This is a genomic window from Pseudomonas quebecensis (assembly GCF_026410085.1).
GTDB classification, from domain to species: Bacteria; Pseudomonadota; Gammaproteobacteria; order Pseudomonadales; family Pseudomonadaceae; genus Aquipseudomonas; species Aquipseudomonas quebecensis.
This window is the reverse complement of record NZ_CP112866.1, coordinates 2,943,251-2,966,317: the sequence shown is the minus strand read 5'-3', so window position 1 is coordinate 2,966,317 and position 23,067 is coordinate 2,943,251. Positions and strand designations below refer to the sequence as shown.

The window sequence follows — 23,067 nt, the reverse complement described above, 5'->3', positions numbered from 1 at the left end:
GAGCGCGTGCCACATTGGATACCGACGGATTTGCATTCCTACAAGGTGCGAACATGACCACAACAAGATTGACCATGGCCCAGGCCCTGGTGAAGTTTTTGGACAACCAGTACATCGAAGTCGACGGCGTGCAGAGCAAGTTCGTCGCCGGCGTGTTCACGATTTTCGGCCACGGCAATGTGCTCGGCCTGGGGCAGGCGCTGGAGCAGGACAGCGGTGATTTGGTGGTGCATCAGGGCCGTAACGAGCAGGGCATGGCCCATGCCGCCATCGGTTTTGCCAAGCAGCACCTGCGCCGCAAAATCTACGCGTGCACCGCATCGGTCGGGCCCGGCGCGGCGAACATGCTCACCGCTGCAGCGACTGCCACGGCCAACCGTATTCCGTTGCTGCTGTTGCCGGGCGATGTGTACGCCAGTCGCCAGCCCGACCCGGTGCTGCAACAGATCGAGCAGTTCCACGACCTGAGCATCAGCACCAACGATGCGTTCCGCTCCGTGAGCAAGTACTGGGATCGCATCAACCGCCCCGAGCAATTGATGACGGCGGCAATTCATGCCATGCGCGTGCTCACCGACCCCGCCGAAACCGGCGCGGTGACCCTGGCGCTGCCCCAGGATGTGCAGGCCGAGGCCTGGGATTATCCCGACTACTTCCTGCAAAAGCGCGTGCACCGTATCGACCGCCGTCCGGCCACCGCCGCGATGCTCGGCGATGCGTTGGAGGTTATGCGGGGCAAGCGCAAACCGCTGATCATCTGCGGCGGCGGGGTCAAGTACGCCGGCGCGAATGCCGCGCTGCAAGCCTTTGCCGAGCGCTTCGACATTCCCTTCGCCGAGACCCAGGCGGGCAAGAGCGCAATCGTGTCCGGGCACCGGCTTAACGTCGGTGGCATCGGCGAAACCGGTTGCCTGGCGGCCAACCTGCTGGCGCCTGAAGCGGACCTGATCATCGGTATCGGCACCCGCTACACTGACTTCACCACCTCGTCCAAATCGCTGTTCAAGCATGCCGAGGTGCAATTTCTGAACCTGAATATCAGCCCCTGCGATGCGTTGAAACTCGACGGCGTGCAAGTCGTGGCCGACGCCAAGGTCGCCCTCGAGGCGCTGGCCGATGCCCTCGGTGACTACCGCGCAGGTTGGGGCGAACAGATTGCCGCCGCCAAGGCGCAACTGGACGCCGAAGTCGAGCGCGTGCATCAGGTGGAGTACCACGGCGATGGCTTTGTGCCCGAGGTCGATGACCGTCTGGACCGCGCCGTACTGCGCGAATTTATCGAGCTGACCGGCTCGTGCCTGACCCAGAGCCGTGTGCTCGGCGTGCTCAATGCAAGCCTGGCCGACGACGCGATCATCGTCGCCGCCGCCGGCAGCCTGCCTGGCGATCTGCAGCGCGCCTGGCGCAGCAAGGGCGTGAATACCTACCACGTTGAATACGGCTACTCATGCATGGGCTATGAGATCAACGCCGCCCTCGGAGTGAAGCTCGCCGAGCCGAGCAAGGAGGTCTACGCATTGGTCGGCGATGGCTCCTACATGATGCTGCATTCCGAGCTGGCCACCTCGATTCAGGAGCGGCGCAAGATCAACGTGGTGTTGCTGGACAACATGGCCTTCGGTTGCATCAACAACCTGCAGATCGGCAACGGCATGGACAGCTTCGGCACCGAGTTCCGCTACCGCAACCCCGAGAGCGGCAAGCTTGACGGCAGCCTGGTACCGGTGGATTTCGCCATGAGCGCGGCGGCCTATGGCTGCAAGACCTACAAGGTCAGCACTGTGGAGCAGCTTGAAGCGGCCCTGGCCGATGCGCGCACGCAAGCCGTCTCGACCCTGATCGATATCAAGGTACTGCCCAAGACCATGGTTCACGGCTACCTGTCCTGGTGGCGGGTGGGAGTGGCGCAGGTGTCCACCAGCGAACGCACGAACGCGGCAGCGAAGAAACTCAACGAGCACCTGGCCAAGGCCCGGCAGTACTAATAACAAGAGGAGTGTGTGTATGTCTTTGAAGCTAGGTGTTATCGGGACCGGCGCCATCGGCCGCGACCATATCCGTCGTTGCAGCCAGACCTTGCTCAATAGCCAGGTGGTGGCGGTGACCGACATCAATCTGGACCAGGCCGCCAAGGTAGTTGCCGACTTGCAGTTGGCCGCCGAGGTGTACCCCGACGGCCATGCGCTGATCAACTCGGCCGAGGTTGAAGCGATCCTGGTGACCTCCTGGGGGCCGAGTCACGAAGAATTCGTGCTCGCGGCGATTGCCGCCGGCAAACCGGTGTTCTGCGAAAAGCCGCTGGCGGTGACCGCCGAAGGCTGCCGCAAGATCGTCGAAGCCGAAGTGGCCCATGGCAAGCGCCTGGTGCAGGTGGGCTTTATGCGCCCGTACGATGAGGGCTATCGCGCCCTTAAAGCCGTGATCGACAGCGGCCGGATCGGCGAACCCCTGATGCTGCACTGTGCACACCGCAATCCCAGGGTGGGTGAAAACTACAAGACCGACATGGCGATCACCGACACCTTGATCCACGAGCTGGATGTACTGCGCTGGTTGCTCGACGACGACTACGTGTCGGTGCAGGTGGTGTTTCCACGCAAGACCAGCAAGGCCCTGGCTCACCTGCGTGACCCGCAGATCGTGCTGCTGGAAACCGCCAAGGGCACGCGTATCGACGTGGAAGTGTTCGTGAACTGCCAGTACGGCTACGACATCCAGTGCGAAGTGGTGGGGGAGACCGGTATCGCCAAATTGCCGGAGCCGTCCCAGGTGCAGCTGCGCAGTGAGGCCAAGCTGTCGAATGCGATCCTGATGGATTGGAAGGATCGCTTTATCGGCGCCTATGACGTGGAGTTGCAAGCGTTCATCGATAGCGTGCGCGCCGGCAAGGTGGGCGGGCCGTCGGCGTGGGATGGCTTTGCCGCCGCGGTGGCGGCGGATGCGTGCATCGAGGCGCAGGGCAGTGGGCAGATCGTCAAGGTCAGCCTGCCGGAACGCCCACGCTTCTACGGCTGAACTTCTGGAGGCACGCTGAAAAAAATGGATTGGGTTTTCACTTCAAGTAAGGAGTGTCGATATGCGAATCGGACTAGTCGGCTATGGCCATGGAGGGCGCTTCTTTCATGCGCCGCTGATTGCCACCCTGCCGGGTGCCACGTTTGTCGGCGTGGTGACCCGTTCGGCCGAACGCCGCCAGCAATTGAGCATGGATCTTCCAGGGGTGAAGGCCTTTGACAGCATCGGCCAGATCGTCGAAGCCGGTGTCGATGCGCTGGTGATTTCCACCACGCTGAAAGGTCGCCCGGCACTGGTGCTGGAAGCCATCGAACACGGGGTGGCGGTGGTCAGCGACAAACCCTTTGCGGCCAACGCCGAACAGGCCCAGGCGTTGATTACGGCGGCTGAACGCCAGGGCACGTTGCTCAGCGTCTACCAGAACCGACGCTGGGACTCGGACTATCTGACCCTGCGCAAACTGATCGACGCCGGCGCCCTGGGCCGCATCACCCGGTTTGAATCCCGTGTGGAACGCTACAGCCCGCAGGCGCTGGGCAATGCCAGTGGAGGCGGCTGGCTGCGTGACCTCGGTAGCCACCTGGTGGACCAGGCCCTGCAACTATTCGGTGCGGTGGACCGAGTATTTGCGCAACTGCACTACAGCACCGAGCATCCTACGGTCGATCATGGCTTCTTCGTTTCCCTGACTCACGCCAACGGCGTGATTTCCCATCTGTGGGGCAACGCCCTGCAGAACAGCCCGGCGCCGCGGTTTCGGGTGAGCGGCACGTTGGGTTGCTACACCGTCGAGGGGCTGGACGGTCAGGAAGAAGCGCTGATGGCCGGCAAAACGCCGAAAACCGAAGGCGAGCATTGGGGCGCCGAGGAACACCGGCGCTGGGGCTGGTTCGAGCAAGGGCCGGAACGTGAGCGCGTGCCATCGGAAAAAGGCTGTTGGACTCAGTTCTATCGCCAGTTTCAAGCGGCGGTACAAGGGCAAGGGCCGCTGCCCGTGGACGTTTATGACGCGCTGGAAACCACCCGCATATTGGACGCTGCACGCCTGAGCGCCGAGCGCCAGCAAGTGGTTTCAACAAAAATAGAATAAAATTCTAAAACAGGTTGATATGGAAATTATTTTCCAATAAAGTCTTTTCCAGGTTGCAAAAAGTACGTCGCGGGCTCGATCCGCACGGCTCAACAAAAACAAGATCAAAAACAACCAGGTACCGTCAGATGAAAATCTTCAACGCTGTACTGCGAGTTTTACGCCCCCTCTCTGCGCCACGCGCCCGGCCGTTCTACTTCTCCTTCCTTAATGTGCTGTGCGTCGAAAACAACGACGCGCTGGTGTGCTGCATCCCCGGCGCGCCGATCGTGCGATTGCCCGCCACGCTCTGAGAACGTCCAAACAAAACCAACAAGAAAGTGGAGACAGACCGTTCATGAAGACCCCGATCCGTTTTACCGCGCTGGCGTTGTCCTTGTTGCTGAGTAGTGTTGCCATGGCCGCCGATCTGAAGATTGGCGTGAGCATGTCCTCATTCGATGACAACTACCTGACCAATGTGCGCAAGTACATGGACCAACAAGCCAAGTCCTACCCCAAGGGAGATGGCGTACAACTGCAGTTCGAAGACGCCCGTGCCGATGTGGTCAAGCAACTGAGCCAGGTCGAGAATTTTATCGGCCAGAAAGTTGATGCGATCATCGTGAACCCGGTGGATACCGCCTCCACGGCGCGAATCAGCAAGGCCGCCATTGAGGCCGGAATTCCCTTGGTCTACGTCAACCGTCGCCCCGACCAGAAAGACTTGCCCAAAGGCGTCGCTGCCGTGACTTCCGACGATGAAGAAGCCGGCAAGCTGCAAATGCAGTACATCGCCGACAAACTGGGCGGCAAGGGCAAGATTGTCATTCTGTTGGGCGACCTGGCGAACAACTCCACTCAAAACCGCACAAAGGGCGTGAAAGAGATTCTGGCTAAATACCCAGGCATCGAAATCGAGCAGGAGCAGACGGGGACGTGGCTGCGCCAGACCGGCATGGATCTGGTGAACAACTGGCTGACCCAAGGTCGCGATTTCCAGGCGGTACTGGCCAATAACGATGAGATGGCAATCGGCGCAGCCATGGCGCTCAAGTCGGCCGGCAAGGAAAAGGGCAGTGTATTGATCGCGGGCGTCGACGGCACGCCGGACGGTTTGAATGCGATTACCAAGGGCGAAATGGCCGTGTCGGTGTTCCAGGACGCCAAGGGCCAGGCTGTCGGTTCAGTGGAAGCGGCGCGCAAGCTGGCCAGGAACGAGACGATCGAGCAGAACATTGTCATCCCGTTCAAGCTGATCACCCCGGATAACGTCAAAGACTTCAAGTAGCCCTGACACCACAATAATAAGCCGGCGGGGCGGTTATGCCCGCTCCGCCGATGGAGTACCTGCCTATGCTCGCTCAAGCCACCGTCCCGCAGCACCCGGGTATCCAGCCGCTTACGCTGGAGGAGCCCTACCTGCTGGAAATCGTCAACATCAGCAAAGGCTTCCCCGGTGTCGTGGCCCTGGATGATGTGCAGCTGCGCGTGCGCCCTGGCTCCGTGTTGGCGCTGATGGGCGAGAACGGAGCGGGCAAATCGACGCTGATGAAAATCATCGCCGGAATCTACCAGCCCGACAGCGGCGAAATTCGCCTGCGCGGCAAGCCGATCGTGTTCGACACGCCTCTGGCCGCCCAGAAAGCCGGGATCGCGATGATCCATCAGGAACTCAACCTGATGCCGCACATGACCATCGCCGAGAACATCTGGATCGGCCGCGAGCAGCTCAACGGCCTGCATATGGTCAATCACCGTGAAATGCACCGCTGCACCGCCGAGTTGCTGGCGCGCCTGCGTATCAACCTGGACCCTGAGGAGCAGGTAGGCAACCTGAGCATCGCCGAGCGACAGATGGTCGAGATTGCCAAGGCGGTGTCCTATGACTCCGACATCCTGATCATGGATGAACCGACATCGGCCATTACCGAGAAGGAAGTGGCCCACCTGTTTTCGATCATTGCCGACCTCAAGTCACAAGGCAAAGGCATCGTCTACATCACGCATAAAATGAACGAAGTGTTCGCCATCGCCGACGAGGTGGCGGTATTTCGCGACGGCCGCTACATCGGCCTGCAGCGCGCTGACAGCATGGACAGCGACAGCCTGATTTCGATGATGGTGGGCCGCGAACTGAGCCAACTGTTCCCGGTGCGCGAAACCCCGATCGGCGAGCGGCTGATGTCGGTGCGCGACCTGCGCCTGGACGGGGTGTTCAAGGGGGTGTCGTTCGACCTGCACGCCGGCGAGATCCTCGGGATCGCCGGGCTGATGGGCTCGGGCCGTACCAATGTGGCCGAAACCCTGTTCGGCATTACCCCGGCGGACGGCGGCCGGATCACCCTCGATGGCGAGCCGGTGCGCATCAGCGACCCGCACATGGCCATCGACAAAGGCTTCGCGCTGCTGACCGAGGATCGCAAGCTCAGTGGGCTGTTCCCCTGTCTGTCGGTATTGGAAAACATGGAGATGGCCGTGCTGCCGCACTATTCAGGTAACGGTTTTATCCAGCAAAAAGCCCTGCGTGCGCTGTGCGAAGACATGTGCAGGAAGCTGCGGGTGAAAACGCCGTCGCTGGAGCAGTGCATCGATACGTTGTCCGGCGGCAACCAGCAGAAGGCGTTGCTGGCGCGCTGGCTGATGACCAACCCACGCCTGCTGATCCTCGACGAGCCGACACGGGGCATCGACGTCGGTGCCAAGGCCGAGATCTACCGGTTGATTGCTTTCCTTGCCAGCGAAGGCATGGCGGTGATCATGATTTCTTCGGAATTGCCCGAAGTGCTGGGCATGAGCGACCGGGTGATGGTGATGCACGAAGGCGAACTCATGGGCACCCTCGACCGCAGTGAGGCGACCCAGGAAAAAGTCATGCAGCTGGCCTCCGGTATGACCGCGGTCCACTGACAAACAGCTGCACGGGCCGGTGTCTGGCCCGCGCCCAAGAATAAGAAGGTGAAGGGTTATGAACGCAATAACAGACAACAAGCCTGCCATGGCCCCGGTCAATCACCGGCGGCGAATACCCACCGAGCTGAGCATCTTCCTGGTGCTGATTGGCATCGGCCTGGTGTTTGAGGTGTTCGGCTGGATCGTGCGTGACCAGAGCTTCCTGATGAACTCCCAGCGCCTGGTGTTGATGATCCTGCAGGTGTCGATCATCGGTCTGCTGGCCATCGGCGTGACCCAGGTGATTATTACCACGGGGATCGACTTGTCCTCGGGCTCGGTGCTGGCATTGTCGGCGATGATTGCCGCCAGCCTGGCGCAGACCTCGGACTTCTCGCGGGCGGTGTTTCCCAGCCTGACCGACCTGCCGGTGTGGATCCCGGTAGCCATGGGCCTGGGAGTAGGGCTGCTGGCGGGGGCGATCAACGGCAGTATCATCGCCGTCACCGGTATTCCGCCGTTTATCGCCACACTGGGCATGATGGTTTCGGCACGTGGCCTGGCGCGTTATTACACCGAAGGGCAGCCGGTGAGCATGCTGTCCGATTCCTACACCGCGATCGGCCACGGCGCGATGCCGGTGATCATCTTTCTGGTGGTGGCGGTCATCTTCCACATCGCCCTGCGCTACACCAAATACGGCAAGTACACCTACGCCATCGGCGGCAATATGCAGGCGGCGCGTACGTCGGGGATCAACGTCAAGCGCCACCTGATCATTGTCTACAGCATCGCCGGTCTGCTGGCGGGCCTGGCGGGTGTGGTGGCGTCGGCGCGCGCGGCGACAGGCCAGGCCGGCATGGGCATGTCTTACGAGCTGGATGCGATTGCCGCCGCCGTGATCGGCGGCACCAGCCTGGCGGGCGGGGTAGGGCGCATTACCGGCACGGTGATTGGCGCACTGATCCTGGGCGTGATGGCCAGCGGGTTTACGTTTGTGGGGGTGGATGCGTATATCCAGGACATCATCAAGGGCCTGATCATCGTGGTGGCGGTGGTGATCGATCAATATCGCAATAAGCGCAAGCTTAAACGCTGAGCTGTAAGGCACAAGGCACAAGGCACAAGCTGCAAGCTGCAAGTCCGATTGGCTCTACAGCTTGTCGCTTGCAGCTTGCGGCTTATAGCTGCTCTACGAACTTTCCTGCTATAAACGCACTCCGATAACCATTCGCCAAGCCCGTCCTGGTGTCTTTGGGGGTTATATCGGTAAAAATGCCTGTCTTTTCAGTTGCTGCGCCCTCAAGTCGGCCTTAGACTGCCGCCCCTCGTAAATTGAGTGCCGGGTGGCGCTTGGAATGGACGGCGCCCTTCCGAGACCTGCACAGGTCGGCCGGAACGCTCCCTTATTCGCCTTAATGCACGTATTTTTTATAGAGAAATCAATGACAAAGGAAAAGTTGCTGGCCATGCCGGCGGATGACTACATGAATGCCGAACAGCACGCTTTTTTCGAGAAGTTGCTGCAAGACATGAAAGTGGAACACCACGAGCGCATTGAACAGAACCGTATCGCCATTGAAAGCCTGGACACCCCGGCTGACCCGGCCGACGCTGCTTCCGTGGAAGAAGAGCGCACCTGGCTGGTCAACGCCATCGACCGCGACCAGCGCATGCTGCCGCAGCTTGAGCGTGCCCTGGAACGCATCAAGGAAGATTCCTTCGGCTGGTGCGATGACAGCGGCGAGCCTATCGGCCTCAAGCGCCTGCTGATCAGCCCGACCACCAAGTACTGCATCGAAGCGCAAGAGCGCCACGAGCAGATCGACAAGCATCAGCGCCAAGCCTGATGCGGTGAAGCCGGGGAACCGTTCCTACGGTTCCCTGGAGGAAGACCCGCTACACCCCGTCTACTATTGATCTACTGCACGGCACCCCACTAAAGGCCCATGGATAATGGCCCGATAGTGGCGTTTAATGCCGTGACAATAAAGACAAACAGTGGGGTGACGAAATGGCTGGGGACGGATCTCTGATGGGCGCAGCAGTGCCGCCACACGCGGTGGCGCGCCGCTTGCCCGGCTGGTTGGCGCCGCTGTTGCAGAGCACCGCTCTGGTGCTGGTGCTGCTGGGCCTGGCGTTCGCCAATCTGCCGATCTACCTGTGCCTGACGCTGGCGCTGCTGGTGGTCTGGCTGCCCCGTTTGAAGGCGCGCGCGCCGGACACTGTCGCTGCCTCTAACGCCGATGCGATTGGCGAACTCACCCGCGACCTGTCCTATACCACCAGCCATAACGCGCTGTCCGCGGCCGGCGTGGCCTATTCGGTCAAGCAACTGGCGGCGCGCCTGCAATCCCAATTGACGGCGGCCAAGCAGATTGTCGGCAATGCTGAAGTCATGATCAGCACCGAGCAGGTCACGTCCCAACTCAGCCGACAGGCCCTGGGCGCCGCCAGCCAGGCCCATCAACGCAGTACCGAAGGCCGGGAAGTGCTGGTGCAATCGATCACCCGCATGCGTCAGCTCAGCCAGCGCGCCAATGCCAGCCGCGAGCTGATCGAAGCCTTGAGCCAGCGCAGTGAGGAAATCCAACGGGTGACCCTGGTGATCCAGTCCATCGCCAGCCAGACCAACCTGTTGGCGCTCAATGCCGCCATCGAGGCGGCGCGGGCCGGTGAACATGGGCGCGGGTTTGCGGTGGTGGCCGACGAAGTGCGCGGCCTGGCCGGGCGTACAGCCACGGCCACCGATGAGGTCGGGGTGATGGTGGCGGATATCCAGCAGCGCACGGCCCAGGTGGTGGAGCAGATCCGCCAATTGTCGGCAGATCTGCACACCGGTGTCGAGCAGGTGGAACACGCGGGCGAACAATTGGACAACATTGCCAGCCTGGCGGCGGATGTGGAAGGCCAGGTCAACCAGATCGCCCAGGGCACCGACACCAACCAGGCCCAGCTTGACAGCCTGTTCCATGCCGTCGAACAGATGCGCAGCGATTTAAGCGTCAGCGATGCGCAGACCCGCCAGTTGGCCGAAGCCGCCGTGCAGATGGAGGGGCAGGCCGAAATCATCAGCGAACGTCTCGCGGCGGTGGGGCTTGATGATTATCACCAGCGGGTCTATGACCTGGCGCGTGAAGGCGCGAGCCGCATAGGCGCGCAGTTCGAAGCGGACGTGCAGCAGAACCGTATCAGCCTGGATGACCTGTTCGACCGTACTTACACCCCGATTCCCAACACCAGCCCGAGCAAGTACCACACCCGCTTCGACGGCTATACCGACAAAGTGCTGCCACCGATCCAGGAGGCACTGTTGCCGCGTCACGAAGGGTTGGTGTTTGCCATTGCCTGCACGCCGCAGGGCTATGTGCCCACCCATAACGCGGCGTTTTCCCAGCCGTTGACCGGGGATGCGCAAGTGGATGCGGTACAGAACCGCACCAAGCGCAAATTCGACGACCGCACGGGGATTCGCTGCGGCAGTCATCAGCAGGCGGTGTTACTGCAGACCTACACCCGCGATACCGGCGAGCTGATGCATGATCTGTCGGTACCGATCATGGTCAACGGCCGGCATTGGGGCGGTTTGCGCCTGGGTTATAAACCGGAAAGTGCCAAGCGCTGAGGTTAGACGCGACTGTCGCTCGCATCACGCCTTGGCGGGCTCATGCAACAGAGCGTTCAGGTCATCCACCGCCGGCGCCCATTCGGCGTCGACGTGTAATTGCTCCTTGAGAAAGCTCGCTTGTTGCTCGCTCCAGAACGGCGCATCGATCAATTTCACGTCGTCCGGCAGACGGTGAGCGGCGGTGAACTGCTCGATCGCTTCCTGGGACGAGTCCAGGCCGAGTTGATCGAACAGGGTTTCCAGGGTTGGGGTCGTGGTGTCCATCGAATATCTCCATGCGGGCTGAGGGGCGTTATGCATGGGAGACTTCTGGCAATGCAGAGTTCGAATTAGTTTGTCAGGAGGTCAGCGCGCCTGCATCCACGGCGGTCTTGAGGGCCTGGGCCGACTCTCTGGCAGCATGGGCGGCCGCTTCCTCGGTCTTGAACCAGCGGTCTTTTTCTACCTGGTGGGTGCTCATCGCACTTGAAGGTGGTTTGGCGCGCATCACGATCACTGCTTGAAATTCCCCGTCTACTTCCCTGGCTTCGCCGCGAATAAAAAATTCGCCGATATCAAATTCCGTCACGTATAGCCTTCCCTTCGAGGTATTCAACTGCACTGATGAAACCTGACCCGCACAGGGGGGCAAACTTCAATGGACGGGCCAGTATGGCAGTAGTTGGAGGGCAACGGCGCGGTAAAGTCAGCCAGGTGACGAAACGATCCCGTCATACAGCATGGCTTCCAGTTGCTTGGCCAGTTCGCAGGCCTTGCCGTGGCCGCTGCGAAAGCCTCGAATCCGGCCACTGGTGACTTCCATGATATGAAAGAAATCTCTTCCGGCCGGCACCACTTGGTAAAGAACGGAATTGGAGTACCCATTCAGGCTCTGCACACAGTAATATTGGCGCGCGTCGGTACATGCTGAACGCGTATTGAAAGACGTAGCGGGGTCATGACTGCGTTGCATGGTCAGCTCCTTTCGATCAGTCTTATGAATTGAACGGCAGCGTTGCAGAGTGGTTTGGCCCTATGTGGCTGCTTTAGTATGATTGTTGTTGTCGGTCGACACTCGGTTCCATGCCGAGGTATTTTGTTAAGTGTTGAGTGTCGGAAAACGACGTTTTCCATCGGGTTTTTCTCTGAAGAGGCGCGACCGGTATTCTCCGGTCACTGAACCTGTGATTTCCTGTGAACGCCGTTGACCTGGCATCAGGTCGATCGATGTGCGCCTGCACCGACGGCGCGGCAGGATGTTTCTTCGGGTTTTCAACGAATAGGTTGTGTCATCGAGCCGTTACGGCCGTTTTGTGTGCTGCCCGTTTTTGCGGACAGCACTTTTTTTGATGTGGGGGCTTTTCCTTGGCAGTCAGTAATCTGGATATGCACGCACTGTTCGTGCTGGGTGATTTACGCGCAAAGTTGGTCAAACAGTTCCAGTCCCGTTTTGTTTACGTCACCGAGCAGACGCCTGAAGGTATCTACATCGCCGAAATCGATACTGAAACGGCGATGGTGGTGGATGACAAGCAGCATCTGGAACTTAAGGTAGGCGACCATTTTCGAGCGGCTGTATTGCCCAGTCGTGAAGGTGGCAAGTTTGAATTGAAGTTTCGCGATATCAAGTTAACGGTATATGGCCTGGGCGATTACGCCTTTGTTTCTTCGGCCGAAGGCGAGGGCATCCTATTCAAGGAAGGCCATAGCGTCATGCTGGTGTTCGCCGCCCATGAACAATTGCAGGAAGGCCTGACCAAGACCCTCAAGGCCGTGACCGCCAAGGCCGCCAAGTGGCGCAAGGGTGAGCTGGTGACGTTCAAGGCCAGTGAGTAACGCATTTATAACACCCCCTTGCGGTGTCTTTCGGAACCTCTACTACAGTTGAGTTGACTTAACTATTCAGGGGCTTCGCGCGTTCGCAGCAAAGCCATCCGCTATGGCTGCAGCAACGCGAGGTAAGGCATGAAAGGTTTGAGAACCCTGTTGGCGGCGTCACTGACGAGCCTGAGTCTGTCGATGGCCTCCTTGCCGGTTTGCGCCGCGCAGGCCCCGGTGCATTTTGCCGACCTGAATTGGGAAAGCGGCAGCCTGATTACCGAAGTGCTGCGGTTTATCGTCGAGAAGGGCTACGACTTGCCCACCGACACCCTGCCAGGCACGACCATTACCCTGGAAACCGCACTGGCGAAGAATGACATCCAGGTGATCGGCGAAGAGTGGGCCGGCCGCAGCCCCGTGTGGGTCAAAGCCGAGGCCGAAGGCAAGGTGGCGGGGCTGGGCGATACCGTCAAGGGCGCGACCGAAGGCTGGTGGGTGCCGGAGTACGTGGTCAAGGGCGACCCCTCCAAAGGCATCAAGCCGCTGGCGCCGGACCTCAAGAGCGTCAATGACCTGGCGCGCTACAAAGACGTGTTCAAAGACCCGGAATCGCCCGGCAAGGGGCGCTTTCTCAACAGCCCCATCGGCTGGACCTCGGAAGTGGTCAACAAGCAGAAACTCAAAGCTTATGGCCTGGACGACAGCTATGTGAACTTCCGCAGCGGCTCGGGCGCGGCGCTGGATGCGGAAATTGCTTCATCGATCCGCCGCGGCAAGCCAGTGCTGTTCTACTACTGGTCGCCGACGCCCTTGATGGGGCGCTACAAACTGATTCAGCTGGAAGAACCACCGTTCGATGCCGAGGCCTGGAAGACGCTGACGGATGCGGATAACCCCAATCCGAAACCGACCCGCTCGCTGGCGTCGAAGTTGAGTATCGGCGTGTCGACGCCGTTCCAGAAAGACCACCCGCAGATCGCCGGTTTTTTTCAGAAGGTCGAATTTCCCATTGAGCCGCTGAACAAAGCCTTGGCGACCATGAGCGAAAATCACACCCCGCCAAGGGAGGTTGCCCAGGCGTTTCTCAAGGACCATCCCGAGGTATGGAAAGCCTGGCTGACCGAGGATGTGGCGCAGAAGGTCGAGGCCAGCCTGAAGTAGGCAACGGGTTGCTGTGCGACGAAATACCGGCAAAAAAAGCCAGGGCGGCTATTCTCTTGCGCATCTTTTCATGGAGAGCCCGTCATGAGCTTTGTGATTGCACGGTGGATCGTCGGCATATTCACCGGTATCAGCGTGGTGCATTTGTATTGGGCCGCCGGCGGCAAGCTTGGCAGCCTCGCCGCCATCCCTCAGCTGCCCGGCGAATTCGCCAGCGGTCCGCGCCCGGCATTCAAGCCTTCGGCCCTGGGCACCTTTCTGGTCGCAATGGGGTTGGTGGCGATTGCCTTGCTCGTCTGCCTGCGCGCCGGCCTGTACTTTCCCCCGGTTTCCCACCGTGCGCTGCAATGGGGTATCAGTGTCATTGCCGTACTGATGTTTGCCAGGGCGATTGGCGATTCGGAACTGGTGGGTTTTTTCAAGAAAGTCAGTGGATCGACGTTTGCTCGATGGGATACATACCTTTACTCGCCGCTGTGCCTGGCGCTGGGGGTAGGGTTGCTGGTGGTGGCGTGGGTGTGAAGCACACAGACGTCTTTACAGCGCTGGGACGGCGCTGAGGCCGTGATCAGAGCGCTTGCTCCCTTGTAATTCGATGTGAATTGAGGCCGTGACCGCATAACGCAATAAGGCATTTTAATGGCCCCTTTGTAACAAAATCCTCGCCAGAATCGCGTTTATTTTCAGGTGGTTAGGCGGGGATGCAAATGCGCAATGTTGGAATCATGCTGATCGCTTGCTCCCTGGCGGGCGGTGCGGCTGCGGTGCAGGCGCGGGAGTTGCGCGAAGGGGACAAGTACATGTGCAGCTGGGGTGCGGGCACGGCCGCCAGGGCTCAAGAGTTGAAGCTGTCGGGTGTGTCGTTGTATGCCGCCCGGCAGAAGATCCAGACCATCAAGTTCAGCAAGTCCTGGATGCGCATGATGGCCATGGGGATTACCGAACAGACGTATGACAGCCGGTCACGGCTCAAACCTGAGGCCATTCGCCAGAGTTTTTATCAGGACTGTGTGCGTTATAAGGTGGCGCGCAAGTAACCGAGCGGCGCTGCGCGCGCGGGTTTACAAATCCCCCACAAACCCTGTGTTTGCATTTGCATACAATTGCGCCCGTAATTGCCAATTGAGCAGGGCGCCAGCGGTCATGCAGCAGCCACATCACCCTTCATCAAACAGCCTGCGCTACCTCATAGCCGCCGTGGTCGGCATTGCACTGATGCTTGGCGCCTATTTCATGCATATCAATGCCCAGGCTGATCGCGAGCGAGCGATGGCTGCCGAGCGTCTGGCGCTGTGCCAGCAAGTGGCGCGGGTCGCCAGTGTGACTGCGAACGGCAGCCTGGATGTGCGCGATACATGTGAGCAATTAAGCGAACAATCGCAGAAAAGTACGCCGCAGTTATAAGTAATAACCCTTGGTTATTTAAGGGCTAATACTGTTAGTTGCACCAAAAAGTGGCATCTGAATGTCCTGATGCCCTAAAAAAGATGTGGTTATTGAAGGACTTACAGCGCTTTTATTCCGACGAAAGGACTCCGGTAATCTTGTTACAGCTTTTTACTGCGGTTAAAATAGCCTCGCGTTCACCTCCCACGGTTTATGCATTTTTAAATCCCAAGTTTCCATCAGCTACTTGGGATTTTTTTTGCCTGGGATTTAACCTTGGCGTCAAACTTGATCTTCGGCAAACTCCGCGCGCTGTACCCAGTCAACCACGCTGACCCAGCTCTGATTTACAGGCGGCGCACAAAGGATTTGACGATGTGGCGAGTGGCGTCGGTGGTGTCCAGCTGATCCATGGCGGTATAGGCATGCCAATGGCAATCGACGATCTCATTGCGTGGACGGGCCTCTTCGATGTTCACCACGGAGGCTTCGAACACGTGATGCACGGTGTCGCGGGCCTTGAGTTCCTGCAGGTACAGCAAACCGTCCACGCTCAATCCGGTTTCTTCTTCCAGCTCACGTGCAGCCGCGCCCACTGGACGTTCGTCGCGTTCGACCTTGCCACCGGGCAACGCCCATTTCGATCGGGCCTTGCGCACAAAGAGGATATGCCCCTCATGTTCGCAAATGACCGTAGCCCTGATTTTCATCGTCTATGCCCTTCAGGTGATGACTGTCACAAAAGTGTAATGCAATTGTCATGCTAAGTGGTTATGGCGCGTGGCCGCGGGTATGTGGATACTGCCCGATTGATCCAAAAGCACGAGGTAAACAGATGAGTACCGTACGCTGGGGCATGATCGGCTGTGGCAGTGTCACTGAAGTAAAGAGTGGACCCGCATTCTATAAAGCGCCAGGTTCGGCCCTGGTGGCGGTGATGGGGCGTCGCGAGGAGGCGGTGCGCGATTATGCGGCACGCCACGGCATCGCCCGTTTCTATACCGACGCCCAGGCACTGATCGACGACCCTGAAGTGGACGCGGTGTACATCGCCACACCGCCCGACAGCCATCTCGAATACAGCCTGATGGTGGCCGCGGCCGGCAAGCATTGCTGCGTCGAAAAGCCCATGGCGCTGAACGCCGAACAGAGTGCGCTGATGCAGCGCACGTTCGAGCGTGCCGGCCTGCACCTGTTCGTCTCCTACTACCGGCGTTCGCTGCCGCGTTTCCAGCAAGTGCGCGAGTGGCTGCGCGAGGGGCGCATTGGGGAACTGCGCCACTTGACCTGGACCCTGTGCAAACCGCCGGGCGTCGAGGATGGCAGTGCCGCCAACTGGCGTACCGATCCGGCGATTGCCGGCGGTGGCTACTTCGCCGACCTGGCCAGCCATGGCTTCGATTTATTTCAGTACCTGGCCGGGGACATCGTCGAAGTGTCGGGCTTCACTGCGCGCCAGGCCGGGCGCTACGCGGCCGAAGATGCAGTGACGGCCTGCTGGACCTTCAGTTCGGGCGCGCTGGGCATGGGCTGCTGGAACTTTGTCGCCGACCGTCGCGAAGACAGCGTCGAGCTCATCGGCAGCCGCGGGCGCATTCAGTTTTCGGTGTTCGAAGACCAGCCGCTGCGCCTGCAAGGGGAGTGCGATCAAGTGCTGGAGGTGCCGTGCCATGCGCATATCCAATGGCATCACGTGCTGGCCATGAACGCGCATATTCGCGGCGAAGCCGAGCATCCGTCCTTGGCCATCGAGGCGCTGAAGACCGATCGGATTCTGGACAAGGTGTTGCAACGTAACCCCAATCATCCTGGCTAACTGCGGTACACCGGTTTTTTCCAAAGGAATACACGCATGAAATACTGGATGGTGATGTGGCTGGCGCTGACCACCGGCGCCTTGGCGGCGCCGCGTGACCCAGGGACGCCGGGGCAATTTGATTTCTATGTGCTGTCGTTGTCGTGGTCGCCGACGTTTTGCCTCACGCACCCTGACAACGAACAGTGCTCCGGCAAGGGCTATGGCTTCGTGCTGCACGGCCTGTGGCCGCAATTTGCCCGGGGCGGTTGGCCGGCCTCCTGTGCACCGCAACAACCACTGAGCCGTGAAGCCCTGCCCAAGGGCGCCGCGCTGTTCCCCACGGCGGCGCTGCTCAAGCATGAATGGGCCCGGCACGGCACCTGCAGCGGCCTTGAACCACTGGCGTATCTGGAAAAAACCGACACGGCCCTGGGCGTGGTGTCCATTCCCGAGCAACTTCAGCCGTTCCACACGCCGGCATCGCTGTCGGCCCGCGAGATCGAGACGCTGTTCCGCCAGAGCAACCCACGCATGGGGGACCATGGGCTGGCAGTGATCTGCAAAGGCAAGGTGCTGTCGGAAGTGCGGGTATGCCTGACCAAGGACCTGGCTTTTGCCGGTTGCCCCCGTAGCGTCAAGACCCAATGCCGCCAGGGCGAGATTCGCATCCCTGCGCAGCGTTAGGGCTGCATCGCCACACGAAAGCGCTCATCGAAGTCTTCGGCCAATTGCGCCAGGCTCACCTGGCCCAGGCGCTGCAGCAGCAGCGCCTGGGCCTGTTCGAAGGCATCCGTCAGTGCCGCGTTCACCGCTTGTTCCACCAGGCATTCAGGGTGGTCGGTAGACAGCCCGATGGCAAATATCGACGGCGTGCCGAGGGCGTTATGAATGTCCAGCAAGGTGATCTCATTTAAAGGCCTGCCCAGGGTCCAGCCGCCCTGATGGCCCTTCTCCGAACGCACATAGCCCTTGTCCTTGAGCAGCCCCAACGTGCGACGCACCACCACCGGATTGGTGCCGAGCATCTGTGCGATGGTCTCCGAGGTGGCGCGCTCGTCGTGGCGACCCATGTGGATCAGCACATGCAGCATGCGCGATAGCCGCGTGTCGTTTCTCATTGATCAGCCCCAAGGTGGAATGGGTCGAAAGTATCCTTCGTAACCTGAAAAGTTGCGAGATGCTTGACGCTCTATTTTCATGTAACTTATGGTGTGTCATGAAAGCGCCCGGATACCCGAGTGCATCTGACACGAGGCCATACTCATGATCTACGACGTCATTATCGTTGGCGGCAGCTATGCCGGCTTGTCCGCAGGCCTGCAACTGGCGCGGGCGCGGCGCACTGTACTGGTGATTGATGCGGGTCAGCGGCGCAACCGATTTGCCGCCACTTCTCACGGTTTTCTGGGGCAGGACGGCCAGGCGCCCGACGTTATCGCCAATGCCGGCCGCAGCCAGTTAATGGCGTATCCGACCGTCAGCTGGGTGCAGGACAGTGTGATCCAGGCCGACGCTCACGCGGGCGGTTTGCGCTTGCGCACTCAGTCGAACGGCGAGTTCAGCGCGCTGCGGGTGATCCTCGCCACCGGCGTGGTCGACGAATTGCCCGCCATCGACGGCCTGGCGCAGCGTTGGGGCAAGCGGGTGTTCCATTGCCCGTACTGTCACGGTTATGAGCTGGACCAAGGCCGCATCGGCGTATTGGCAACGTCTGCCCTGGCGATGCACCACGCGTTGATGCTGCCGGATTGGGGCACCACCACCCTGTTTACCAATGGGGTGTTCACACCCGATGCCGAGCAGCAGGCGCAGTTGGAGCGCCGTGGCGTGCGTGTGGAACCCACGAGGGTGAGTCGCATCAGCGGTGAACACGCGGACCTTGAGTTGGTTGACGGTCGGGTGATCCAGATGGACGGCATCTTTACCCAGTCCCGCACCCGGATCAGCCCATTGGCCGAGCAGTTGGGGTGTGAACGTATCGACGGTCCCTCCGGTCCTTATCTGTTGACCGGTGAAACCCGCCAGACCTCCGTGACCGGGGTGTTCGCCTGTGGTGACCTGTCCCTGGCCGCCGGTTCGGTGGCATTGGCGGTGGGCGAGGGCGTGCGCGCCGGGGTGGGCGCGCATGTTTCGTTGATCAACGGTTGAAGCCAGGGCCAAGGGTGATTTTGTTCAATACTGCCGCGCGCGCACCTTTTATCGTGATGCCCTGTTTATGTACCTTCATGAAAAGGGAACCACCATGAGCCTGATCATTTCCATGGCCGCCTTCGCGCTCGCCACCTCCATCACGCCTGGCCCGGTCAATGTGGTGGCGCTCAGTTCCGGCGCACGGTTCGGGTTTGTCGCCAGCCAGAAGCACGTGTTCGGCGCCGCGGTCGGGTTCACGTTGCTGCTGGTGCTGATCGGCCTGGGCCTGCACGAAGTGCTGCAGCGCTGGCCGGTCCTGACCCAGCTGATCCAGTGGGGCGGCGTAGTGTTCCTGCTGTACATGGCCTGGAAACTGGCGGTGGACGAGGGGCGCCTGGATGCCCAGGGCAGTGCGACGGCGCCATCGATGCTCTATGGCGCGATCATGCAATGGCTCAACCCCAAGGCCTGGCTGGCGTGTGTGGCGGGCATGGGCTTGTTCGTAGCAGACGGCGATGCGGCCCAGGTCTGGATATTCGCCGCGCTTTACCTGGTGATCTGCTATCTGTCGGTGGCGTGCTGGGCTTATGCCGGCACTTTTCTGCGCCGTTACCTGGGCAACCCCCGCGGCGTGCGGGTGTTTAACCGTTCAATGGCCGCGTTGCTGGTGGCCAGTGTGGGTTATTTGCTGATGGCATGAGCCGGTCGCGGTATTGGCCTGGCGTGGCGGCGAAATGTTGTTTGAAGGCGCGCTGGAAGTGGGCCTGGTCGGCGAAGCCGGCGGCAAGCGCCACGTCGGCGATCAGCTCGCCCTGGCGCAGTTGGTTGCGCGCAAACTGGATACGTTGGTTGACCAGGAACGCGTGAGGCGTCAGCCCGTAATACTGCTTGAATGCGCGGATCAGGTACGACGGCGACAGCTGCGCCGCCAGGCAGATGTCTTCCAGTTTCAACGCCTGGGTGCAGTGCGCGCGAATGTACTCGGCCGCACGCTCCAGCTTGTGGTTGACCTCGCGCATCGGCGTCGGCGACGGGTTCAGGCGTTGCTGCACATCGCTGAAGTAGCTCACCAGCGCACTCTGCTTTTGCAGGTGTTCGGCCTGTTCATCCACTAGGGTGCGGTACAGCGCCAGCAGGCCACGATACAGCAGCGGGTCGCGGGTATAAGGCGTATTGAACGGCCGATAACCCTGGTCGGTGCTGAAACCCAATTGGTATTGCAGGTCGGTGAGCCAGGGCGTGTCGATGTACAGCATCCGGTAGGACCACGGCTCGTTGGCGATAGGATTGCAGGCGTGCACATCGCCTGGGTTCATTAACACCACGGTGCCGGCGCTGATCTCAAAGGTCTCGGCGCCGTAATGGTAATAGCTGCGCCCGGCGGTGATCGCGCCGATGGAAAAATGCTCGTGGGCGTGCCGCGCGTAGGTGACTTTGCGCCCGTCGGCAATGGCACGAGCCTCGATGAACGCCAGTGCGGGGTCTCGCCAGAAAAATGGAGCGGTTGCAGCTGTCATAAGCAGTACTCCTGCGGGCGCACATCGAAAACAGTGGACCGCATTCCGTCAGGCCGGGACCAGGAACGCGGCTTCCAGCAATTGCCGGGTATAGGCATGCTGCGGAGCGGCAAAAATGGCCTGCGCGTCGCCCTGTTCCACCACTTGCCCCTGCTTGACCACCATCAACTGATGGCTCAGCGCTTTCACCACCGCGAGGTCGTGGCTGATGAACAGGTAGGTGAGGTTGTACTTGGCCTGCAGGTTGCGCAGCAATTCCACCACTTGCCGTTGCACGGTGCGATCCAGCGCCGAGGTCGGTTCGTCCAGCAGGATCAGGCGCGGCTTGAGCACCAGGGCGCGGGCGATGGCGATGCGCTGGCGCTGGCCACCGGAGAATTCGTGTGGGTAACGATGGCGGGACTCAGGGTCCAGTCCGACTTCCTTGAGCGCGGCGATAATCGCGGTTTCCTGTTCGGCCGGGGTGCCCATCTTGTGGATGCGCAAGCCTTCGCCGACGATCTCGCTGACGCACATGCGCGGGCTCAGGCTGCCGAACGGGTCCTGAAACACCACCTGCATTTCCCGGCGCAGCGGTCGCACCTGCTGCTGGCTGAGGGCGTCGAGTTGCTGGCCCTCGAAACGAATGCCGCCCTTGCTGGCGATCAAACGCAATATCGCCAGGCCCAGGGTGGATTTGCCCGAGCCGCTTTCGCCGACGATACCCAGGGTCTGGCCCTGGGGCAGGCTGAAATTGATGCCGTCCACCGCCTTGACGTAATCGACGGTGTTGCGCAAAAAGCCCTTCTTGATCGGAAACCAGACTTTCAGGTCATCGACCTCCAGCACCGGCGGCCCGACCGCATTATCGGCCGGGCCGCCGCTGGGCTCGGCCGCCAACAGTTCCTGGGTGTAAGGGTGCTGCGGCGTCTGAAACAAGGTCTCGCAGTCGGCCTGCTCAACGATGCAGCCCTGTTGCATCACGCACACTCGATGGGCAATCCGCCGCACCAGGTTCAGGTCATGGCTGATCAATAACAACGCCATGCCCAGCCGTGCCTGCAGCTCCTTGAGCAGTTCCAGAATCTTCAGCTGTACGGTGACGTCCAGGGCGGTGGTCGGTTCGTCGGCGATCAACAGCTCCGGCTCGTTGGCCAACGCCATGGCGATCATCACCCGCTGGCGCTGGCCCCCCGAAAGCTCATGGGGCAGGGCCTTGAGGCGTTTGTGCGGCTCTGGGATGCCCACCAGTTCCAAGAGTTCCAGGGTGCGCCGGGTGGCGACCTTGCCGGTGAGCCCCTTGTGCAGGCCGAGCACTTCGTTGATCTGCTTCTCAATGGAGTGCAGCGGATTCAACGAGGTCATCGGTTCCTGAAAGATCATCGCGATGCGGTTACCGCGAATATGCCGCAGGGTTTTTTCCTTGAGCGTCAGCAGGTCCTGCCCGGCGTACTCGATGGTGCCGGACGGATGCCGCGCCAACGGGTAGGGCAGCAGGCGCAGGATCGAGTGGGCCGTCACCGATTTGCCCGATCCGCTTTCGCCCACGAGAGCCAGGGTTTCCCCGCGCCTGATATCGAAACTGACGTTGTTCACCACGCGGTGATGATGTTCGCCGGTGACAAACTCGACGCTGAGGTCGCGGATTTCGATCAGATTGTCCTGATTCATCTCATTTCCTCGGGTCGAAGGCATCGCGAGCGGACTCGCCGATAAACACCAGCAGACTCAACATGATCGCCAGCACGGCAAAGGCGCTCATGCCCAGCCACGGCGCCTGCAGGTTGGATTTGCCCTGGGCCACCAATTCGCCCAGCGACGGTGAGCCGGCGGGCAGGCCAAAGCCAAGGAAGTCCAGGGCGGTGAGGGTGCCGATAGCGCCGGTAAGAATGAACGGCATAAAGGTCATGGTCGAAACCATGGCATTGGGCAGGATGTGGCGGAACATGATCGCGCCGTTCTGCATGCCAAGCGCCCTTGCCGCGCGCACGTATTCCAGATTGCGCCCGCGCAGGAACTCGGCGCGCACCACGTCCACCAGGCTCATCCACGAAAACAGCAGCATGATCCCCAGCAACCACCAGAAGTTGGGTTGCACGAAACTGGCGAGGATGATCAGCAGGTACAGCACCGGCAACCCGGACCAGATCTCCAGGAAGCGCTGCCCGGCCAGATCGACCCAGCCGCCGTAGAAACCCTGCAACGCCCCTGCGATCACGCCGATAATCGAGCTGAGCACGGTCAAGGTGAGGGCAAACAGCACCGACACCCGAAAGCCGTAGATGACCCGCGCCAGCACGTCGCGGCCCTGGTCATCGGTGCCCAGCAGGTTGACCGACGACGGCGGCGCGGGAGCAGGCACCTTGAGATCGTAGTTGATGCTCTGGTAGCTGAACGGAATCGGCGCCCACAGGGTCCAGGCGTCCTTGGCCTTGAGCAGTTCCTGGATATACGGGCTCTTGTAGTTGGCCTCCAGCGGGAATTCGCCGCCGAACGTGGTCTCGGGGTAGCGCTTGAGCGCGGGGAAATACCAGCCGCCGTCGTAGTGCACCGCCAGCGGTTTGTCGTTGGCGATCAGCTCCGCGCCCAGGCTGAGCACGAACAGCGTCAGGAACAGCCACAGCGACCACCAGCCACGCTTGTTGGCCTTGAACCGCTCGAACCGGCGGCGATTGAGGGGGGACAGGTTCAT

The 23,067-nt window shown here is 60.5% G+C and carries 25 protein-coding genes; 18 read left to right on the top strand and 7 right to left on the bottom strand.

The features are described 5' to 3' along the window. Positions 1 to 53: 53 nt before the first annotated feature. The 9 genes from iolD (at position 54) to OSC50_RS13805 (ending at position 10,601) form a co-directional block, all read left to right on the top strand. Positions 54 to 1,985 (top strand): 3D-(3,5/4)-trihydroxycyclohexane-1,2-dione acylhydrolase (decyclizing), encoded by a 1,932-nt coding sequence (gene iolD / locus OSC50_RS13845; RefSeq protein ID WP_266248966.1) that lies wholly within the window; start codon positions 54 to 56, stop codon positions 1,983 to 1,985. A 19-nt stretch (positions 1,986 to 2,004) separates the two neighbouring features. Next, positions 2,005 to 3,015 (top strand): bifunctional inositol 2-dehydrogenase/D-chiro-inositol 1-dehydrogenase, encoded by a 1,011-nt coding sequence (gene iolG, locus OSC50_RS13840; RefSeq protein WP_253506886.1) that lies wholly within the window; start codon positions 2,005 to 2,007, stop codon positions 3,013 to 3,015. A gap of 61 nt (positions 3,016 to 3,076) precedes the next feature. Further along, positions 3,077 to 4,105, top strand: a complete 1,029-nt coding sequence (locus OSC50_RS13835; RefSeq protein WP_181077141.1) for a Gfo/Idh/MocA family protein — start codon at positions 3,077 to 3,079, stop codon at positions 4,103 to 4,105. A gap of 128 nt (positions 4,106 to 4,233) precedes the next feature. Further along, positions 4,234 to 4,398, top strand: a complete 165-nt coding sequence (locus OSC50_RS13830; RefSeq protein ID WP_181077142.1) for a hypothetical protein — start codon at positions 4,234 to 4,236, stop codon at positions 4,396 to 4,398. Positions 4,399 to 4,442: 44 nt separating this feature from the next. Then, positions 4,443 to 5,375 carry a sugar ABC transporter substrate-binding protein gene (locus OSC50_RS13825; RefSeq protein WP_181077144.1) on the top strand — a complete coding sequence of 311 codons (933 nt, stop codon included), beginning with the start codon at positions 4,443 to 4,445 and terminating at the stop codon, positions 5,373 to 5,375. Positions 5,376 to 5,440: 65 nt separating this feature from the next. After that, positions 5,441 to 6,994, top strand: a complete 1,554-nt coding sequence (locus OSC50_RS13820; protein WP_181077146.1) for a sugar ABC transporter ATP-binding protein — start codon at positions 5,441 to 5,443, stop codon at positions 6,992 to 6,994. A 58-nt stretch (positions 6,995 to 7,052) separates the two neighbouring features. After that, positions 7,053 to 8,075 (top strand): ABC transporter permease, encoded by a 1,023-nt coding sequence (locus OSC50_RS13815; protein WP_266248969.1) that lies wholly within the window; start codon positions 7,053 to 7,055, stop codon positions 8,073 to 8,075. Between the two features lie 346 nt (positions 8,076 to 8,421). Beyond that, on the top strand, positions 8,422 to 8,826 hold the full coding sequence (locus OSC50_RS13810; protein ID WP_003191666.1) for a TraR/DksA family transcriptional regulator: 405 nt from the start codon (positions 8,422 to 8,424) through the stop codon (positions 8,824 to 8,826). 164 nt (positions 8,827 to 8,990) lie between these two features. Continuing rightward, positions 8,991 to 10,601 carry a methyl-accepting chemotaxis protein gene (locus OSC50_RS13805; RefSeq protein WP_434085306.1) on the top strand — a complete coding sequence of 537 codons (1,611 nt, stop codon included), beginning with the start codon at positions 8,991 to 8,993 and terminating at the stop codon, positions 10,599 to 10,601. A 24-nt stretch (positions 10,602 to 10,625) separates the two neighbouring features. Here the strand turns inward: OSC50_RS13805 and OSC50_RS13800 are convergent, their stop codons facing one another. Both OSC50_RS13800 and OSC50_RS13795 read right to left on the bottom strand, forming a co-directional pair. Next, positions 10,626 to 10,868 (bottom strand): DUF2789 domain-containing protein, encoded by a 243-nt coding sequence (locus OSC50_RS13800; protein ID WP_181077149.1) that lies wholly within the window; start codon positions 10,866 to 10,868, stop codon positions 10,626 to 10,628. Between the two features lie 73 nt (positions 10,869 to 10,941). Continuing rightward, positions 10,942 to 11,172, bottom strand: a complete 231-nt coding sequence (locus tag OSC50_RS13795; RefSeq protein WP_181077150.1) for a hypothetical protein — start codon at positions 11,170 to 11,172, stop codon at positions 10,942 to 10,944. 797 nt (positions 11,173 to 11,969) lie between these two features. Between OSC50_RS13795 and OSC50_RS13790 the strand changes: the two genes are divergently transcribed. The 5 genes from OSC50_RS13790 (at position 11,970) to OSC50_RS13770 (ending at position 14,969) form a co-directional block, all read left to right on the top strand. After that, the gene (locus tag OSC50_RS13790) at positions 11,970 to 12,419 is read left to right on the top strand and encodes a hypothetical protein (RefSeq protein WP_253511822.1); all 450 of its coding nucleotides are present in this window, start codon (positions 11,970 to 11,972) and stop codon (positions 12,417 to 12,419) included. A gap of 129 nt (positions 12,420 to 12,548) precedes the next feature. Continuing rightward, on the top strand, positions 12,549 to 13,565 hold the full coding sequence (locus OSC50_RS13785; RefSeq protein WP_266248974.1) for an ABC transporter substrate-binding protein: 1,017 nt from the start codon (positions 12,549 to 12,551) through the stop codon (positions 13,563 to 13,565). Positions 13,566 to 13,649: 84 nt separating this feature from the next. Further along, complete coding sequence (locus OSC50_RS13780) at positions 13,650 to 14,087, top strand: DUF3995 domain-containing protein (RefSeq protein ID WP_266248975.1); 438 nt, start codon at positions 13,650 to 13,652, stop codon at positions 14,085 to 14,087. A gap of 185 nt (positions 14,088 to 14,272) precedes the next feature. After that, positions 14,273 to 14,602: a hypothetical protein gene (locus tag OSC50_RS13775; RefSeq protein WP_181077158.1), complete on the top strand. Its 330-nt coding sequence runs from the start codon at positions 14,273 to 14,275 to the stop codon at positions 14,600 to 14,602. A gap of 106 nt (positions 14,603 to 14,708) precedes the next feature. Next, on the top strand, positions 14,709 to 14,969 hold the full coding sequence (locus tag OSC50_RS13770) for a hypothetical protein (protein WP_253506898.1): 261 nt from the start codon (positions 14,709 to 14,711) through the stop codon (positions 14,967 to 14,969). Positions 14,970 to 15,298: 329 nt separating this feature from the next. Here the strand turns inward: OSC50_RS13770 and OSC50_RS13765 are convergent, their stop codons facing one another. Continuing rightward, positions 15,299 to 15,661: an NUDIX hydrolase gene (locus OSC50_RS13765; protein WP_181077164.1), complete on the bottom strand. Its 363-nt coding sequence runs from the start codon at positions 15,659 to 15,661 to the stop codon at positions 15,299 to 15,301. A gap of 125 nt (positions 15,662 to 15,786) precedes the next feature. Here OSC50_RS13765 and OSC50_RS13760 point away from each other — a divergent pair, with 125 nt between their 5' ends. Together OSC50_RS13760 and OSC50_RS13755 are read left to right on the top strand one after the other, a co-directional pair. Further along, positions 15,787 to 16,767: a Gfo/Idh/MocA family protein gene (locus OSC50_RS13760; RefSeq protein ID WP_266248977.1), complete on the top strand. Its 981-nt coding sequence runs from the start codon at positions 15,787 to 15,789 to the stop codon at positions 16,765 to 16,767. A gap of 36 nt (positions 16,768 to 16,803) precedes the next feature. Then, complete coding sequence (locus tag OSC50_RS13755) at positions 16,804 to 17,433, top strand: ribonuclease T2 family protein (RefSeq protein ID WP_266248979.1); 630 nt, start codon at positions 16,804 to 16,806, stop codon at positions 17,431 to 17,433. On the opposite strand, the gene OSC50_RS13750 is transcribed toward OSC50_RS13755, so the two are convergent. After that, positions 17,430 to 17,867, bottom strand: a complete 438-nt coding sequence (locus OSC50_RS13750; RefSeq protein ID WP_253506906.1) for an Rrf2 family transcriptional regulator — start codon at positions 17,865 to 17,867, stop codon at positions 17,430 to 17,432. The two genes, OSC50_RS13755 and OSC50_RS13750, sit on opposite strands and share 4 nt — an antisense overlap. A gap of 145 nt (positions 17,868 to 18,012) precedes the next feature. Between OSC50_RS13750 and OSC50_RS13745 the strand changes: the two genes are divergently transcribed. Continuing rightward, positions 18,013 to 18,897: an NAD(P)/FAD-dependent oxidoreductase gene (locus tag OSC50_RS13745; RefSeq protein WP_181077172.1), complete on the top strand. Its 885-nt coding sequence runs from the start codon at positions 18,013 to 18,015 to the stop codon at positions 18,895 to 18,897. Positions 18,898 to 18,991: 94 nt separating this feature from the next. Then, complete coding sequence (locus OSC50_RS13740; protein WP_253506911.1) at positions 18,992 to 19,579, top strand: LysE family translocator; 588 nt, start codon at positions 18,992 to 18,994, stop codon at positions 19,577 to 19,579. On the opposite strand, the gene OSC50_RS13735 is transcribed toward OSC50_RS13740, so the two are convergent. The 3 genes from OSC50_RS13735 to OSC50_RS13725 are packed head-to-tail and all read right to left on the bottom strand — an operon-like array spanning position 19,521 to position 23,067. Then, positions 19,521 to 20,396: an AraC family transcriptional regulator gene (locus OSC50_RS13735; protein ID WP_253506914.1), complete on the bottom strand. Its 876-nt coding sequence runs from the start codon at positions 20,394 to 20,396 to the stop codon at positions 19,521 to 19,523. The two genes, OSC50_RS13740 and OSC50_RS13735, sit on opposite strands and share 59 nt — an antisense overlap. 48 nt (positions 20,397 to 20,444) lie before the next feature. Then, positions 20,445 to 22,046 carry an ABC transporter ATP-binding protein gene (locus tag OSC50_RS13730; RefSeq protein ID WP_266248983.1) on the bottom strand — a complete coding sequence of 534 codons (1,602 nt, stop codon included), beginning with the start codon at positions 22,044 to 22,046 and terminating at the stop codon, positions 20,445 to 20,447. Position 22,047: 1 nt separating this feature from the next. Further along, the gene (locus tag OSC50_RS13725; protein WP_181077179.1) at positions 22,048 to 23,067 is read right to left on the bottom strand and encodes an ABC transporter permease; all 1,020 of its coding nucleotides are present in this window, start codon (positions 23,065 to 23,067) and stop codon (positions 22,048 to 22,050) included.